12 protein-coding genes are annotated in these 13,541 nt (G+C 68.7%); 3 read left to right on the top strand and 9 right to left on the bottom strand.

Annotated features, from left to right (window positions below; all coding sequences use genetic code 11):
- Positions 1 to 44 precede the first annotated feature (44 nt).
- A complete protein-coding gene (locus ACTVZP_RS03850) occupies positions 45 to 380 on the top strand; it encodes a hypothetical protein (protein ID WP_443210766.1) in 336 nt (111 codons plus the stop codon).
- Positions 381 to 587: 207 nt separating this feature from the next.
- Here ACTVZP_RS03850 and ACTVZP_RS03845 read toward each other — a convergent pair whose 3' ends face one another.
- Both ACTVZP_RS03845 and ACTVZP_RS03840 read right to left on the bottom strand, forming a co-directional pair.
- Positions 588 to 1,184, bottom strand: a complete 597-nt coding sequence (locus ACTVZP_RS03845) for a c-type cytochrome (RefSeq protein WP_443210765.1) — start codon at positions 1,182 to 1,184, stop codon at positions 588 to 590.
- Positions 1,181 to 2,437 (bottom strand): PQQ-dependent sugar dehydrogenase, encoded by a 1,257-nt coding sequence (locus ACTVZP_RS03840; protein ID WP_443210763.1) that lies wholly within the window; start codon positions 2,435 to 2,437, stop codon positions 1,181 to 1,183. The genes ACTVZP_RS03845 and ACTVZP_RS03840 overlap by 4 nt, the downstream gene beginning before the upstream one ends.
- 493 nt (positions 2,438 to 2,930) lie before the next feature.
- Between ACTVZP_RS03840 and ACTVZP_RS03835 the strand changes: the two genes are divergently transcribed.
- Positions 2,931 to 3,278 (top strand): RidA family protein, encoded by a 348-nt coding sequence (locus tag ACTVZP_RS03835; protein WP_443210762.1) that lies wholly within the window; start codon positions 2,931 to 2,933, stop codon positions 3,276 to 3,278.
- A gap of 202 nt (positions 3,279 to 3,480) precedes the next feature.
- On the opposite strand, the gene pgi is transcribed toward ACTVZP_RS03835, so the two are convergent.
- The 7 genes from pgi to ACTVZP_RS03800 form a co-directional block, all read right to left on the bottom strand.
- Positions 3,481 to 5,082 carry a glucose-6-phosphate isomerase gene (gene pgi, locus ACTVZP_RS03830; protein ID WP_443210761.1) on the bottom strand — a complete coding sequence of 534 codons (1,602 nt, stop codon included), beginning with the start codon at positions 5,080 to 5,082 and terminating at the stop codon, positions 3,481 to 3,483.
- An 11-nt stretch (positions 5,083 to 5,093) separates the two neighbouring features.
- Complete coding sequence (pgl, locus tag ACTVZP_RS03825; protein WP_443210759.1) at positions 5,094 to 5,765, bottom strand: 6-phosphogluconolactonase; 672 nt, start codon at positions 5,763 to 5,765, stop codon at positions 5,094 to 5,096.
- A 28-nt stretch (positions 5,766 to 5,793) separates the two neighbouring features.
- Positions 5,794 to 7,245: a glucose-6-phosphate dehydrogenase gene (zwf, locus tag ACTVZP_RS03820; protein ID WP_443210758.1), complete on the bottom strand. Its 1,452-nt coding sequence runs from the start codon at positions 7,243 to 7,245 to the stop codon at positions 5,794 to 5,796.
- Positions 7,246 to 7,448: 203 nt separating this feature from the next.
- Positions 7,449 to 9,485, bottom strand: a complete 2,037-nt coding sequence (locus ACTVZP_RS03815) for an ATP-dependent helicase (RefSeq protein ID WP_443210757.1) — start codon at positions 9,483 to 9,485, stop codon at positions 7,449 to 7,451.
- Between the two features lie 263 nt (positions 9,486 to 9,748).
- Positions 9,749 to 10,333 carry an HNH endonuclease gene (locus ACTVZP_RS03810; RefSeq protein WP_443210756.1) on the bottom strand — a complete coding sequence of 195 codons (585 nt, stop codon included), beginning with the start codon at positions 10,331 to 10,333 and terminating at the stop codon, positions 9,749 to 9,751.
- A 258-nt stretch (positions 10,334 to 10,591) separates the two neighbouring features.
- Positions 10,592 to 11,254 carry an alpha/beta hydrolase gene (locus ACTVZP_RS03805; RefSeq protein WP_443210755.1) on the bottom strand — a complete coding sequence of 221 codons (663 nt, stop codon included), beginning with the start codon at positions 11,252 to 11,254 and terminating at the stop codon, positions 10,592 to 10,594.
- Positions 11,251 to 11,880, bottom strand: a complete 630-nt coding sequence (locus tag ACTVZP_RS03800; RefSeq protein ID WP_443210754.1) for a DNA-3-methyladenine glycosylase family protein — start codon at positions 11,878 to 11,880, stop codon at positions 11,251 to 11,253. The genes ACTVZP_RS03805 and ACTVZP_RS03800 overlap by 4 nt, the downstream gene beginning before the upstream one ends.
- Positions 11,881 to 12,318: 438 nt before the next feature.
- On the opposite strand from ACTVZP_RS03800, the gene ACTVZP_RS03795 reads away from it, so the two are divergent.
- Positions 12,319 to 13,539: an MFS transporter gene (locus ACTVZP_RS03795; RefSeq protein ID WP_443210753.1), complete on the top strand. Its 1,221-nt coding sequence runs from the start codon at positions 12,319 to 12,321 to the stop codon at positions 13,537 to 13,539.
- The last annotated feature ends 2 nt before the right edge of the window (positions 13,540 to 13,541 follow it).

The following is a 13,541-nucleotide window of genomic DNA, read 5'->3' as shown; positions in this document are numbered from 1 at the left end:
TCCGGCGAGGCTGTCCAGCCTGGCCGGAGCTCGAACGGAAGGATATGCGAGTGTTCCTCTTTCTCACCTTCTCGCTTGCCGCCTCGCTGGTCCTGCTCTTCGGAGCAACCGAGATCGAGCGCCGCGCCATCGTGGGCCGTTACACCGGCGTGAACGGAATCGCGTTCCTGAGCACCCTCTCGATCTCCTTTGTGGGCTCGCTGGTCGTCGTCGTTCTCGCCACGATCTGGGGCGGCTGGAGCTACCTGCTGCACCTCCTGCCGGGGACGATCATCTACCACTTCTTCATGGGCGTGTTCCTCGTCCACGGCCTTCAGAAGACCTCGGAGCGGGTGGCGCTGGAGGATCAGGCGTCGCGTGCCCGGATGGCGGTTGCCTGAGGCGCAAACGGAAGACCAAGCGTCGCGGCGAAAGCTGCGCCACGGCCATCGAGCCACGCCGAGGCCTCCACACGGGCCGCGATGATCTGCTGGATCGGCGCCAGAGGGCCGCGCGCGCACGCCACGGCCTGTCGCAGGGCTCTTGAAGACTCGCCAAGCCGTGCCGCCGGGGCGGGGTCAGCCTCGCCGGACTGGTTCCGTGACGGCTTACGGCGGCGGATCTATCTCCAGGGTGACGGCAGAATACCAGTCCGCGGCCGCGCGGATCTCCTCGTCCGTCAGGTCTGCCGCGATGGGGGACATGATCTCGTGGACACGCCTGCCGGTCCGGAAGGCCTTCAGCTGCGTCTCGATATAGATGGAATTCTCCCCGGCCAGATTGGGTGCATCCTCGAGCACGGCAACCCCTTCCGCCCCGTGGCAGAGCGCGCAGGCCTCGGGCGCGGCATGCGGGTCCACGCCCGGCTTCAGCGCCACGTGGATCTTCTGCATCGCGAACCAGGCCGCAAGGTCGGCGATCTGCTGATCGCTGAGCGAGGCCGCCACCACCGACATGATCTCGTGCTGGCGCTTGCCCGACCGGAAGGCCTCGAGCTGATGTCGGATGTAGGAGGGATGCTCTCCGCCGATATGAGGCGCGATCGGGATGCGCGCATAGCCGTTCAGCCCGTGGCAGGTGCGGCAGAGGCCTGCCGCGACCTTGCCGGCCGCCGGATTGGCCTGCGGTGCGGCGGGCTCCTGCGGAGTTGCGGCCTGGGCGAGGAGAACCCCGCCCAGACCGGCCAGTAGCGCGAGCCGCCTCATTCCGGCTGATACCAGATGCGATAGATCGCGCCGACGAGGTCGTCCGAGACGAGGATCGAGCCATCGCGCAGTTGCGCCACATCGACAGGGCGGCCGAGATATTCGCCGTTCTCGTCGATCCAGCCCTCGGCGAAGGGCTTCGAAGTGGCGGTGCCATCTTCCGAGATCGTCGTCACCATGACCCTTGCGCCCACGGGCGTCGTGCGGTTCCACGAGCCGTGCTGGGCCGAGAAGATCGCACCGCGATACTCCTCGGGGAACATGTTGCCGGTGTAGAACATCATGCCGAGGTCGGCCGCATGCGCGGCCATCTCGACCGCGGGCATGACCACATCGGCAGGCGGCTCCTCGTCCTTGTACTCGTTGGTGCGGATGCTGCCGCCGCCATACCAGGGGAAGCCGAAGTTCTGGCCCGGCCCCGTCGCGTGATTGATCTCGCCGGGCGGGATGTCGTCGCCCATCCCGTCCACCTGGTTGTCGGTGAACCAGACCTCGCCCGTCTCGGGATCGATGTCCATGCCGACCGAGTTCCGGATGCCGCGGGCGAAGACTTCGCGGCCGGTGCCGTCGGTGTTCATGCGGATGATGCCGCCGATGCCCCACTTGTCGTAGAGCTCGCGCTTCTCCGGGGCGGGCACGTTGAAGGGCTGGCCGAGCGTGATGTAGATCATCCCGTCCGGCCCGATGTCGCAGACGCGCGCGGTGTGGTTGAAGCTCTCCTCCTCGACCGGGATCAGCTCGCCCTGCTTCACGAGGTTGAAGGCCGCCACGTCGCCCGATTCGTAGAAGAACTCGGCGGCGGGAAACAGGAGCACCCGGTTCTGCTCGGCGATGTAGAGAAAGCCGTCCTTCGAGAAGCAGGGCCCGTTCGGGATGGTGAAGCGGAGCGAGGGCGCGAAGTCCTTCACCTCGTCGGCGACGCGGTCCTTGTTGCGGTCGGTGACGGCCCAGACCTTGTCCTTGCGGGTGCCGACGAAGGTCACGATGCCCTGCGGCCCCACCGCCATGTGTCGCGCATCGGGCACGACGGCATAGAGGCCGATGCGGAAGCCCGGCGGAAGCTCGATCCGCTCGAGGTTGCGCTTGATGCCTTCGGCGAAGTCTCCACCCTGCTCGATGAAGGTGAACTCGGTCGTGCCCGTACTCTGGAAATTCGAGAGCTTCTCGAGGTTGTCCGGCACATCCGCGCCCTGTGCCTGGGCGAGCCCCGCGGTCAGGGAAAGTGCCGCGAGGGACGTCGTCAGTCGCTTCATGTCTTCCTCCCGTGTTGAACCGTCACGCCCGGAAGGGGCCGCGGGCCATGACGGCGCGGCAGGGGTCCGGGATGTCGTGCAGACGCGGCTCCGCCTCCCAACGGGACCGCGCGGTCAGATTAGCTGACCAGTTCACGCATCTGTCAACGGAAAATGCCCGGAGCCGCTGCACTTCCTGGCAAGCGGTCATCGATCGTTCCGCCGCGGCGGCGCGTCGGGAAGGCGCCGCGGGGGCCTCGGATCCGGTGCGACGCATGTGAGCGATCACCAGCAGTGCCGTTGTGGCGGAGCGAGAACCCCGAGGCCGACTGGCCGTGCGAGGCGGCTTCGGGTCGGTGCGACGCCCCTGAGCGATCACGAGCCGTCCCGCTGCGGCGGAGCGCGATCCCCGCAGATCGACGCCGCGCGCGGGGCCGCGGCTGCGGGTCCTGCGTGACGCCTTTTCCGCGCGTTCCGGCTCGGTTAACAGGAAGCGTCATTTCAGGAGGCTTTCATGACCGAGATCACCCGCTACGAAACCGGCGCGCGCATGAGCCAGGCCGTCAAGGCCAACGGCATGGTCTGGCTGGCGGGCCAGGTGGGCAATCCCGGCGACTCCGTCGCCGATCAGACCCGCACCTGCCTTGCCGAGGTGGACCGGCTGCTCGCGCTTGCCGGCACCGACAAGACGCGCATCGTCTCGGCCCAGATCTGGATGGCCGACATGGCCGATTTTGCCGAGATGAATGCGGTGTGGGACAGTTGGGTGCCACAGGGCCACTGCCCCGCCCGCGCCACCGGCGAGGCGAAGCTGGCCGCTCCCGATTACAGGGTCGAGGTTATCGTCACGGCGGTGCTCTGAGCCGCTGCACCGCAGCGCGCCACCGGAACAGGGAGGGCCGTCCGAAGGCCGGGGGCGCTGCCCCCGGACCCCCGGGATACTTGAGCGAGAATGAAGGGGCTGCAGGCGGAGCCTTTACCCTTTACCTGCCCGGGAATGACGTGAAGCGTGCCGCCGCCCGACCGCGTGCGATCTCCGGGCGACTGCGGGGCGGCAGCGCGGCTCAGTTGCGCAGGTAGTCGATGAGCTGCCGCGTCGAGCCGTCCTTGCCTTCGGTCCCCGCGCGGCCCTTCAGCATGGGCTGAAGCGCGAGCGCCAGTTCCTTGCCGAGTTCCACCCCCCACTGGTCGTAGGAGTTGATGCCGAGGATCACGCCCTCGACGAAGACCCGGTGCTCGTAGAGCGCGATGATGCGGCCGAGCGTTGCCGGCGTGAGCTTGGGATAGGCAAGGGTCGTGGAAGGCCGGTTGCCCGGAAAGACCCGGTGGCGCGCCTGCCGTTCAAGCTCGGTGCCCGTCAGGCCCTTCTTCGCCATGATGGCCCGCGCCTCCTCGAGCGAGCGGCCGCGCAGCAGTGCCTCGGATTGGGCGAGGCAGTTCGCGACGAGCAGCAGGTGCTGATGCGCGAGATCGGGCTCGTGCCCCTCTCGCGCGACGAGGAACTCGCAGGGCACGGTGCGGGTGCCTTGGTGGATGAGCTGGTAGAAGGCGTGCTGGCCGTTGGTGCCCGGCTCGCCCCAGACGATCGGGCCCGAGTGATGTGCGAGGTCGTGCCCGTCCATCCCGACGCGCTTGCCGTTCGATTCCATCTCGAGTTGCTGGAGATAGGCCGGCAGCCGCGCGAGCCGCTGGTCATAGGGCAGCACGGCGCGGGTGGCATGGCCGCAGATCTGGTTGTGCCAGATGCCCACCAGTGCGAGCAGGACGGGCAGGTTGTGGCCGAAGGGCGTCTCGCGGAAGTGTCGGTCCATCTCGGCACCGCCGGCGAGGAAGGCGTCGAACTCCTCGGGGCCGATGGCGATCATCAGCGAGAGGCCGATCGGCCCCCACATCGAGTAGCGCCCGCCGACCCAGTCCTCGAATCCGAAGACGCGGGAGGCGTCGATGCCGAAGGCCGCCGTCCGGTCGGCCGCGGTCGAGACGGCGGCGAATTGCGCCGCGGGCTCCGTCACGCGATCCGCCATCCAGCGTTTCGCTGTTTCGGCATTGGTCATGGTCTCGATGGTGGTGAAGGTCTTCGAGGCCACGATCACCAGCGTCGTCTCCGGATCGAGATCCTTCAACGTGTCGTGGACATGGGCGCCGTCGACGTTCGAGACGAAATGGCAGCGCGGACCGTCCGCGTAGGGGGCCAGCGCGAGGCAGGCCATCGCGGGGCCGAGATCCGAGCCGCCGATGCCGATGTTCACGACATCCGTGATCCGGCCGCCCTGCCCCGTGAAGCGCCCCTCGCGGACGTCCCGCACGAAGGCCTGCATCCGGGCATGGGTCTCGCGCAGAGCGGGCGTCACGTCGGCGCCATTGACCAGCACCGGCCGGTCCATGTTGCGCAGCGCGGTATGAAGCACCGCGCGCCCCTCGGTCTCGTTGATCCTCGCGCCCGAGAACATGGCATCGCGCTTCTCGGCGAGCCCGGCCGCCCCGGCGAGGTCGATCAGCAGGTCGCGGGCGGTGTGGTCGATGTTGGTCTTGGACCAGTCGAAGAGCATGTCGCCCATGCGCGTCGAGAAGGTGTCGGCCCGCCGGGGATCCGCGAAGAGGTCGAGGATCGCGCGGTGCTCCACCGCCTGCTGATGCGCCTTCAGCGCCTGCCAGATCTGCTTCATTCCAAAAATGCCTATTCCGCCCAATGCACGGTTGCGTTCGCGAGCAAAGCCTTGATCGGCGCCTCGCGGGGCGTCAAGCCCTGTGCCCGCTCCAGCGCCGCGCGCTTCGACGCGCCGGTGATGAGGACGTGGATCGCCAGTGCCCCCTTCAGCGCAGGCGCGGTGAGGGTGATGCGCGGCTCTCCCGCGGCTTCGGCGCGCAGTGCCATCAGGAGCGGCGCCCCGTCGGACAGGGCCTCGTCGAGGCGGTCGGCGCCGGGGAAAAGCGAGGCCGTATGCATGTCCTCGCCCATGCCGAGGAGCAGCACCGAGATCGGCAGGTGCGGCCGGATCGCGGCGGCCAGATCGTCCAGCGCCTCTTCCGGCGTGTCCGTGTCGGCGCGAAGCGGCAGGTAGCGGGCTGCGGCGGCCCGGCCCGTCAGCAGACGCTCGCGCAGCAGGCGCGTGTTCGAGCGCGGGCTGGTTTCGGGAACCCACCGCTCGTCATTGAGAAAGACCGTGACTTTCGACCAGTCGATGTCGACGCCCGAGAGCGTGTCGAACATCGGGCCCGGCGTGGTGCCGCCGGGCACGCACAGGCTCGCATGGTCCTCTCGGCGGAGGAAATCCGCGAGCTCGCCCGCGATGCTGTTGGCGAGCGACAGCATCAGGAACTCGCGGTCGGGATGTTCGACGAACTTCATGAATGGCCTCCTCGGTCGCGCCAGCCGGTCACCGGATCTCGCGCCAGCGCCGCCCGTCGCGGTGCATGAGCATCAGCGCATCTTCGGGCCCGGAGGTTCCCGGCTCGTAGGTCTTCGGCCGGTCCCCCCGCCGCTCCCAGGCCGCGATGATCGGATCCACCCAGGCCCAGGCGGCCTCGACCTCGTCGCCGCGCATGAAGAGGGTCTGGTTGCCGCGGATGACATCCATGATCAGCCGCTCGTAGGCATCGGGGATGTCGTCGGCCTCGGGCCCCAGCGCCTCGGCGAAGGTCATGTCGAGTGGCACCTGCGTGAGGCGCATGCCGCCCGGCCCCGGTTCCTTGATCATCACCTTGAGGTTGATCCCTTCGTCCGGCTGCAGCCGGATCACGAGGACGTTCTCGCGCCAGTCCTCGGCATCGTCGAAGATCGAATGCGGCGGCTCGCGGAAGGTGATGGCGATCTCGGAGGCGCGCGCCCGCAGGCGCTTGCCCGTGCGCAGATAGAAGGGCGTGCCCTTCCAGCGCCAGTTCGAGATATGGACCTTCATCGCGATATAGGCCTCGGTCCGGCTGTGCGCATTGCCGGAATGGGCGAGGTATCCCTCCTGCCCGCCGCCTGCCAGATACTGGCCGCGGACGATATCCTCGGACGGAACCGGATCGAGCGCCCGGATCACCTTCAGCTTTTCGTCGCGTACGGCATTCGGGTCGAAGTGATAGGGCGGCTCCATCGCGATCAGGCAAAGAAGCTGCATCATGTGGTTCTGCACCATGTCCCGCATGGCGCCCGAGGTGTCGTAATAGGCGCCGCGCCCTCCCACGCCGACGGTCTCGGCCACGGTGATCTGCACGTGGTCGATGTACTGCGCCTTCCAGATCGGCTCGAACAGGATATTGGCGAAGCGGACCGCCATGAGGTTCTGGACCGTTTCCTTGCCGAGGTAATGGTCGATCCGGTAGATCTGTTCTTCCGCAAAATGGAGCGCCAGCACCCGGTTCAGCGCCCGGGCGGATTCGAGGTCGCGGCCGAAGGGCTTCTCGACCACGATGCGGCTCTGGGGACCGGCGATCCCGTTCTCGTGCAGCCGCTCGGCCAGCGCGCCGAAGAGCGAGGGCGCGACGGAGAAGTAGAAGGCGCGCACCACGTCGGGGCGCATCATCTCCTTCAGCTGCGCCCAGCCCGAGCTTCCCGTCGCGTCGATGGCGACGTAGTGGATGCGCTCGAGGAAGCCCGCGATGGTTTGCGCCTCCCGCTTGTCCGCCGGGACGAACTCCTCGATCGCCGCCTCGACCTGCGCCCGGAAGCCCGCGTCGTCCATCTCGGATCGGGCGGCGGCGATGATCCGGCTTTCGGGCGGCATCTGGCCGCCGAGGTAGCGTCGGTAGAGGCCGGGCAGGATCTTGCGCCGGGCAAGGTCGCCCGTTCCGCCGAAGATGACCAGATCGAAGACGTCCACCGGAATGACTCTTGAAACCATTGGCTCTCCCGCTGTCTCGCCTGTTAGCGCTAACGGCCGTTCTAGCGGCTGCCGACGACCGAGTCTAGCTTGCCACCGGCCAGTGTGGAAGGAAGCTTAGCCCGTCCAGCTTTCTCGACAACAAGTCGTTGATTCCGCAAGGCGGCATTCCCCGGAGCAAAACGGAGATGCATGGGGCCCGCGATTCTGTCGCGAGCGCCGTTCTACCCCCACATGTCGCGCATCTTCGCGGCGACGTCGATCTTCGGGGGCGGAGAGGCGATGCAGGAGGCGGCCACTGGCGGTGCCCAGTGCATCACGTCGAAGGCGTCGAGCATCTCGCGCGGCAGGAAGCGGCTGCGCATGGCGTGGACGTGGCGGTCGCCATGGCGGCTCTGCTGCGTCACGTAGAACCTGAGCGGCACGCCCAGCGTCAGGCGGTCCTTCGCCCGCGTCATCGCGACGTAAAGGAGCCGCCGCTCCTCCTCGATTTCCGCGGAGGTGCCGGTCCCGAGGTCCGAGGGGATGCAGCCGTCGACCACGTTCAGCACATGGACCGCCCGCCACTCCTGCCCCTTGGCCGAGTGGATCGTCGAGAGGATCAGGTAGTCCTCGTCCTTGAGCGGCACCCCCGCCTGACCGCCCGTCGCCTCGGGCGGGTCGAGCGTGAGGTCGGTCAGGAAGCGCTCGCGCGAGGGGTAGCCGGCGGCGATCTGCTCCAACTGCAGGAGGTCGGCGCGGCGGAATTCCGCGTCCTCGTGCAGGCGCTCGAGCTGCGGCTCGTACCAGGCGCGGGCGCGGGCGATCCCGGCGGGCCAGTCCTTGCCCAGACGGGGCAGCGCCGCGACGAGGCCCGTCCATTCCGCGCCGCTGCGGGGCGGCGGGGGCAAGGCGGCGAGCGCCTCAAGCGGATCGACCTCGGCGGCGATGGCGTCGAGCGCGCGCCCTGCAGCGACCGGTCCCACGCCGGGCACCAGCTGCAGCACCCGGAATCCCGCTACCCGGTCGCGCGGGTTCTGGGCGAAGCGCAACAGCGCCAGCAGGTCCTTCACATGCGCGGAGTCGAGGAACTTCAGCCCGCCGAACTTCACGAAGGGCACGTTGCGGCGGGTCAGCTCCACCTCCAGCTGCCCCGAGTGGCTCGAGGTGCGGAACAGCACCGCCTGATCCTTCAGCCGCATGCCCTCCTCGCGGTTCGCCAGCACCTCGTCGACGAAGAAGCGCGCCTGGTCGGCCTCGGTAGACAGCGTCACGAGGCGCGGCTTCTCGCCGGTCCGGTCGGTCCAGAGGTCCTTGGTGAAGCGCTCGGCTGCACCCTCGATCACCCGGTTGGCGGCGGCGAGGATGGCTTGGGTCGAGCGGTAGTTGCGGTCGAGCGTCACCACCGCGGCCGGTGGCGCGAAGGCCGCGGGGAAGTCGAGGATGTTGCGCACCGTCGCCGCGCGGAAGGCGTAGATCGCCTGCGCGTCGTCGCCCACCACCGTCAGCCCGCGCCCGTCGGGCTTCAGCGCCAGCAGGATGCGCGCCTGCAGCCGGTTGGTGTCCTGGTACTCGTCGATCAGCACATGGTCCCAGAGCGCGCCGATATGGGCGGCAAAGCCGGGCTCGTCCATCACCTGCGCCCAGGCGAGCAGAAGGTCGTCGTAGTCCAGCACGTTCTGCGCCTGCTTGGCGGCGACATAGCCGGCGAAGAGGCGCTTCAGCTCGGCCTCCCATGCCGCGCACCACGGGAAGTGGTCGCTGAGCGTCTGCGCCAGCGGCTCGCCGGCGTTCACGCAGCGCGAGTAGATCGCGAGGCAGGTGCCCTTGGCCGGAAAGCGGCTCTCGGTCTTCGAGAGGCCCAGCCCGTGGCGGACAAGGTTCATCAGGTCGGCCGAGTCCTCGCGGTCGTGGATGGTGAAGTCCGGGTTCAGCCCGATCGAGGCCGCGTTCTCGCGCAGGATCCGCGCGCCGATACCGTGGAAGGTGCCGGCCCAGGCCAGCGCCTCCGCCCCATACCCCTGCCCCAGCACCTGCGCGGTGATCCGCTCCACCCGACGCGCGAGTTCCACCGCCGCCCGCCGCGAGAAGGTCATGAGCAGGATGCGCCGCGGGTCGGCGCCCTTGACCAGCAGGTGCGCCACCCGATGCGCGAGCGTCGAGGTCTTGCCCGACCCCGCCCCCGCGATCACCAGCAGCGGTGGTGCGGGCTCGGACCCCATGCCGAACTCGACCGCCTGCCGCTGCCGGTCGTTCAGCTTGTCGAGCCAGGCCAGATCCATGCCGCGCTTCCCCCACGCGACCGCTTCGGACGCATCGGCAGCTTAGCGCAGCAAGAACGGAAGCGGAACAGGGGATCTGCGGCAGCGATACGGCTGGGAACGTTCCGTGTGCCGGCCGGCTGTCCGAAATGCGCGGCGCGCGGGCATGGGCCAAACGCCAATGAAACAAGGGGTGGTGAAATCGATGCTACCCTACAGGAAGCAGAACCGCCCGAATGGTGAAAACTATCCTTCCCTCTACACAAATACGGCCCCAGTGGGGCTCAGGCCTCGAGTTCCGCATCCCAGTAGAGGTAATCCAGCCAGCTCTCGTGCAGGTGGTTCGGCGGGAAGCGCTGGCCGTGTCGCTGCATCTCGGCGGGCGTCGGCGCCTTCGGGGCGCGGAAGAGGCGCATGCCGGCCTGCCTGAGGGTCTTCGAGCCCTTGTGTAGGTTGCACGGAGAACAGGCGGCGACGACGTTCTGCCAGCTCGTGACGCCCCCTCGGGCGCGGGGGACCACATGATCGAAGGTGAGGTCGCCCTTCGCGCCGCAATACTGGCACCGGAATTCGTCCCTCAGGAAAAGATTGAAGCGCGTGAAGGCCACGCGCTTCTGGGGAGAGACGAATTCCTTGAGCACGACGACGGAGGGTATTCGGATCGCCGCGCGCTGGCTGCGCACCACCTGGTCGTATTCGGCGACGATGGAAACCCGGTCGAGGAAGGCCGCCTTGATCGCCTCCTGCCAGGGCCAGAGCGAGAGGGGATAGTAGGAGAGCGGCCGAAAATCCGCATTCAGAACCAGCGCCGGATAATGTTTCAGCGCCGCGGGTTCGCGTACGAAACTGGTCCTGAAATCGCCGTCCATCCTCGGAGTGACTCCTTTTCCGCCCTGTCTGCCGTTCGTCGGCACCAGAGCGGGGAACCCGCCCCGATGAGACAACTATATATGGCGTTCTCCTTCAGGCAAGTCCCGCCACCGGCTGCAACTGACAGGAATGCTTCTCGCGGCAACAGGTGACGCGGATGTGACGATTTTTTCGCCAGCTGGTAAAGATCGACACAGAATGAGCCCCAGGCAGCCGCTTCGCCGCCCGAGGTGCCGTGCCTTTCGCTTGCCGAACGGCTACTCCGGCAGACGATCCTTCAGGAAGGCCAGTGCCACCGAGAGCCCGTCAGGCGCGATGCCGTGGCCGGTGCCCTTCATGACATGTCCGTAGGTGGTGAAGCCCGCCCGCGTCAGCGCCTCGCCCGCGAGGCTCATGTCGGCGAAGGGCACCACCGGATCCGCGTCTCCGTGGATGAGCAGGACGGGCGGCTTCACCCGCGCTTCCTCCTCGAGCCGCTCGGGGGCAAGCAGCCGGCCCGAGAAGGCCACGATGCCGGCGATCTCCTCCTCGCGCCGGGGCGCCACATGCAACGCCATCATCGTGCCCTGCGAGAAGCCCACCAGCACCAGTGCCGAGGGCGGCAGCCCCTCGGCCGCGAGCTGCTCGTCGAGGAAGGCGTCGAGGTCGCGCGCGGCCTCGGCCAGACCCTCGGCCGCCGCGGTCTCCGAGGAGCCGTCGAGCCAGGGGATCGGAAACCACTGGAAGCCGAAGCCGTTCGCGCGGCAGGGCTCGGGTGCGTCGGGGGCGACGAAAGCGGTGTTTGGCAGATGCGGCGCCAGCGGCTCGGCCAGGCCCAGAAGGTCGGCGCCATCCGCGCCATAGCCGTGGAGGAAGATGACGAGGCTCCGCGCCTCGCCCTGTGGCGCGCCGCGGCGGCCGAAGTTCAGCTTGCGTGTCATGCGGTTCCTTCCCGTCCCTTGGCGTGACGGTAATAGGCCCAGAGCAGCCGCGCCGCAACGCCCCGCCACGGGCTCCAGTCCTCGGCCATCGCGCGCAACGCCCGCTCGCCCGGCCGGGCGTCGAGGTTGAAGAGGAGGCGTGCGGCCTCCTGCAGCGCGAGATCGCCGGCGCAGAACATGTCCGCTCGGCCGAGCGAGGTCATGGCATAGAGTTCGGCCGTCCAGCGCCCGATGCCGGGCAGCGCGGTCAGCACCGACACCACCTCCTCGTCGGGCAGGTGCGCAAGGCCGCCGTAATCCACCGTCGCCCGGGCCAGGGCCTGCACGTAGCGGATCTTTGCCGCCGAGAGCCCGCAGGCCCGCAGCGCGGCCTCGTCGGCAGAGGCCACCGTCTCCGGGGTCACGAGGCCCGCCCCTTCCATGCGTGCGCGCATCGAGGCGGCGGCCGCGGTCGAGACCTGCTGGCCGAGGATCGCGCCCACGAGTTCGGCAAAGCCCTCGGGCTTGCGGCGGAGCGGCGGGGCGCCCGTCAGGGCCAGCGCCACGGCAAAGCGCGGCTCGCGCTGCGCGAGCCAGCTCATGCCCTCGGCGATGCAGTCGGGAGAGATCAGGATGCGACCGGTCATCCGCTCTGGATGTCGGATCCACGGGCCCGCGTCAAACCCGCCGGCATCGAGTCGGCCTCACCGCCTGCCGGGACGCCGGGTCGTTTCACTCGCTCATCCGTCCCGCGCCCCCGCCGCCGCACCGCTGGCCGGGCGCCGGTCGTCTGCCGATCGCACGAACCGCTCCCCCGCCCCTGCGGCCTCTCGGATCGCCAGCGCGACACGGAGCGCCCGCGCCTCGACACCGGCGAACAGGTCCGGTGGACATGATCCGGCGCTGAAAGTCCCGGGCGACAAACGGGTGACAGGGACAGGAACAAGCAAGGAGATGGAGCAGAGAGCAGAGAGCAGAGAGCAGAGAGCAGAGAGCAGAGAGCAGAGAGCAGGCGCCCGAACGCAGCGCACGGCAAGCTCTTCTTTCCGCTGGACGCAGCCTCGAAAGGCGCACTAGGGAGAGGCATGAGCCAAGCCACCGCCCTGCCCGCCTCCGACGCCCGCGCCCGCCGCAACGTGCTCGTCCTCGTGGCGGCCCAGGCGATCCTCGGCTCGCAGCTGTCCATGGTCTTCATCGTGGCCGGCCTCTCGGGCCAGACGCTCGCGCCCAATCCCTGCTGGGCCACGCTGCCGATCACGCTGGCCGTCGCGGGCTCCATGCTCTCGGCCACGCCGCTCTCGGCCGTGATGCAGAGGTTCGGGCGCCGCACGGGCTTTCTCATCGGCGCCATGGCCGGGGCGGCTGGCGCCGCCATCTGCGCCGCGGGACTGATGCAGGGATCCTTCGCGCTCTTCCTTGCGGGCTCGCTCCTGACCGGCACCTACATGTCGGCGCAGGGCTTCTACCGGTTTGCCGCCGCCGACACGGCATCCGAGGCCTTCCGGCCGAAGGCAATCTCCTGGGTGATGGCGGGCGGCCTCCTCTCGGCCGTCATCGGGCCGCAGGTGGTCAAGCTTACGGCCGAGGCGATGGTGGTACCCTTCCTCGGCACCTATCTCGCGGCGATCGCGCTGAACCTCGGCGGCATGCTGCTCTTCGCCTTCCTCGACATTCCGCGCCCCGCCGCGCCCGCCGCCGGCAGCCCGCGCGGCCGGAGCCGCCGCGACCTCATCCGAGACCCGCGCATCGCGGTGGCGGTGATCTGTGCCACCGTCGCCTATGCCCTGATGAACCTCGTGATGACTTCCTCGCCGCTCGCGGTGGTGGGCTGCGGCTTCGCGACCTCGGACGCGGCCGATGTGGTGACGGCCCATGTCCTCGCCATGTACGGGCCGAGCTTCGTCACAGGCCACATCATCGCCCGCTTCGGAACCGAGAAGGTGATGGCCGCGGGCCTTGCCATCCTCGCGGGCTCCGGCGCCGTCGCCCTGTCGGGGGTGGAGCTCGGCCATTTCTTCGGGGCGCTGGTCCTCCTGGGGATCGGCTGGAACTTCGGCTTCATCGGCGCGACGGCGCTCCTCGCCTCGGCCCATGCGCCGGAAGAGCGCGGGCGCATCCAGGGGCTGAACGACCTGATCGTCTTCGGCGGGGTCGCCGCGGCCTCGCTCGCCTCGGGCGGGCTCATGAACTGCTCGGGCGGCACGGTGCAGGCGGGCTGGCAGGCGGTGAACCTTGCCATGCTGCCCTTCCTCGTCGCGGCAGGGGGGGCGCTGATCTGGCTCGCCCTGCGCCCGAAGGAAGACTGAAG

Origin of the sequence: Rhodobacter sp. NSM (assembly GCF_052244495.1) — a bacterium.
In the GTDB taxonomy this organism is placed as follows: domain Bacteria; phylum Pseudomonadota; class Alphaproteobacteria; order Rhodobacterales; family Rhodobacteraceae; genus Cereibacter_A.
This window is presented reverse-complemented; position numbering and strand designations above follow the sequence as displayed.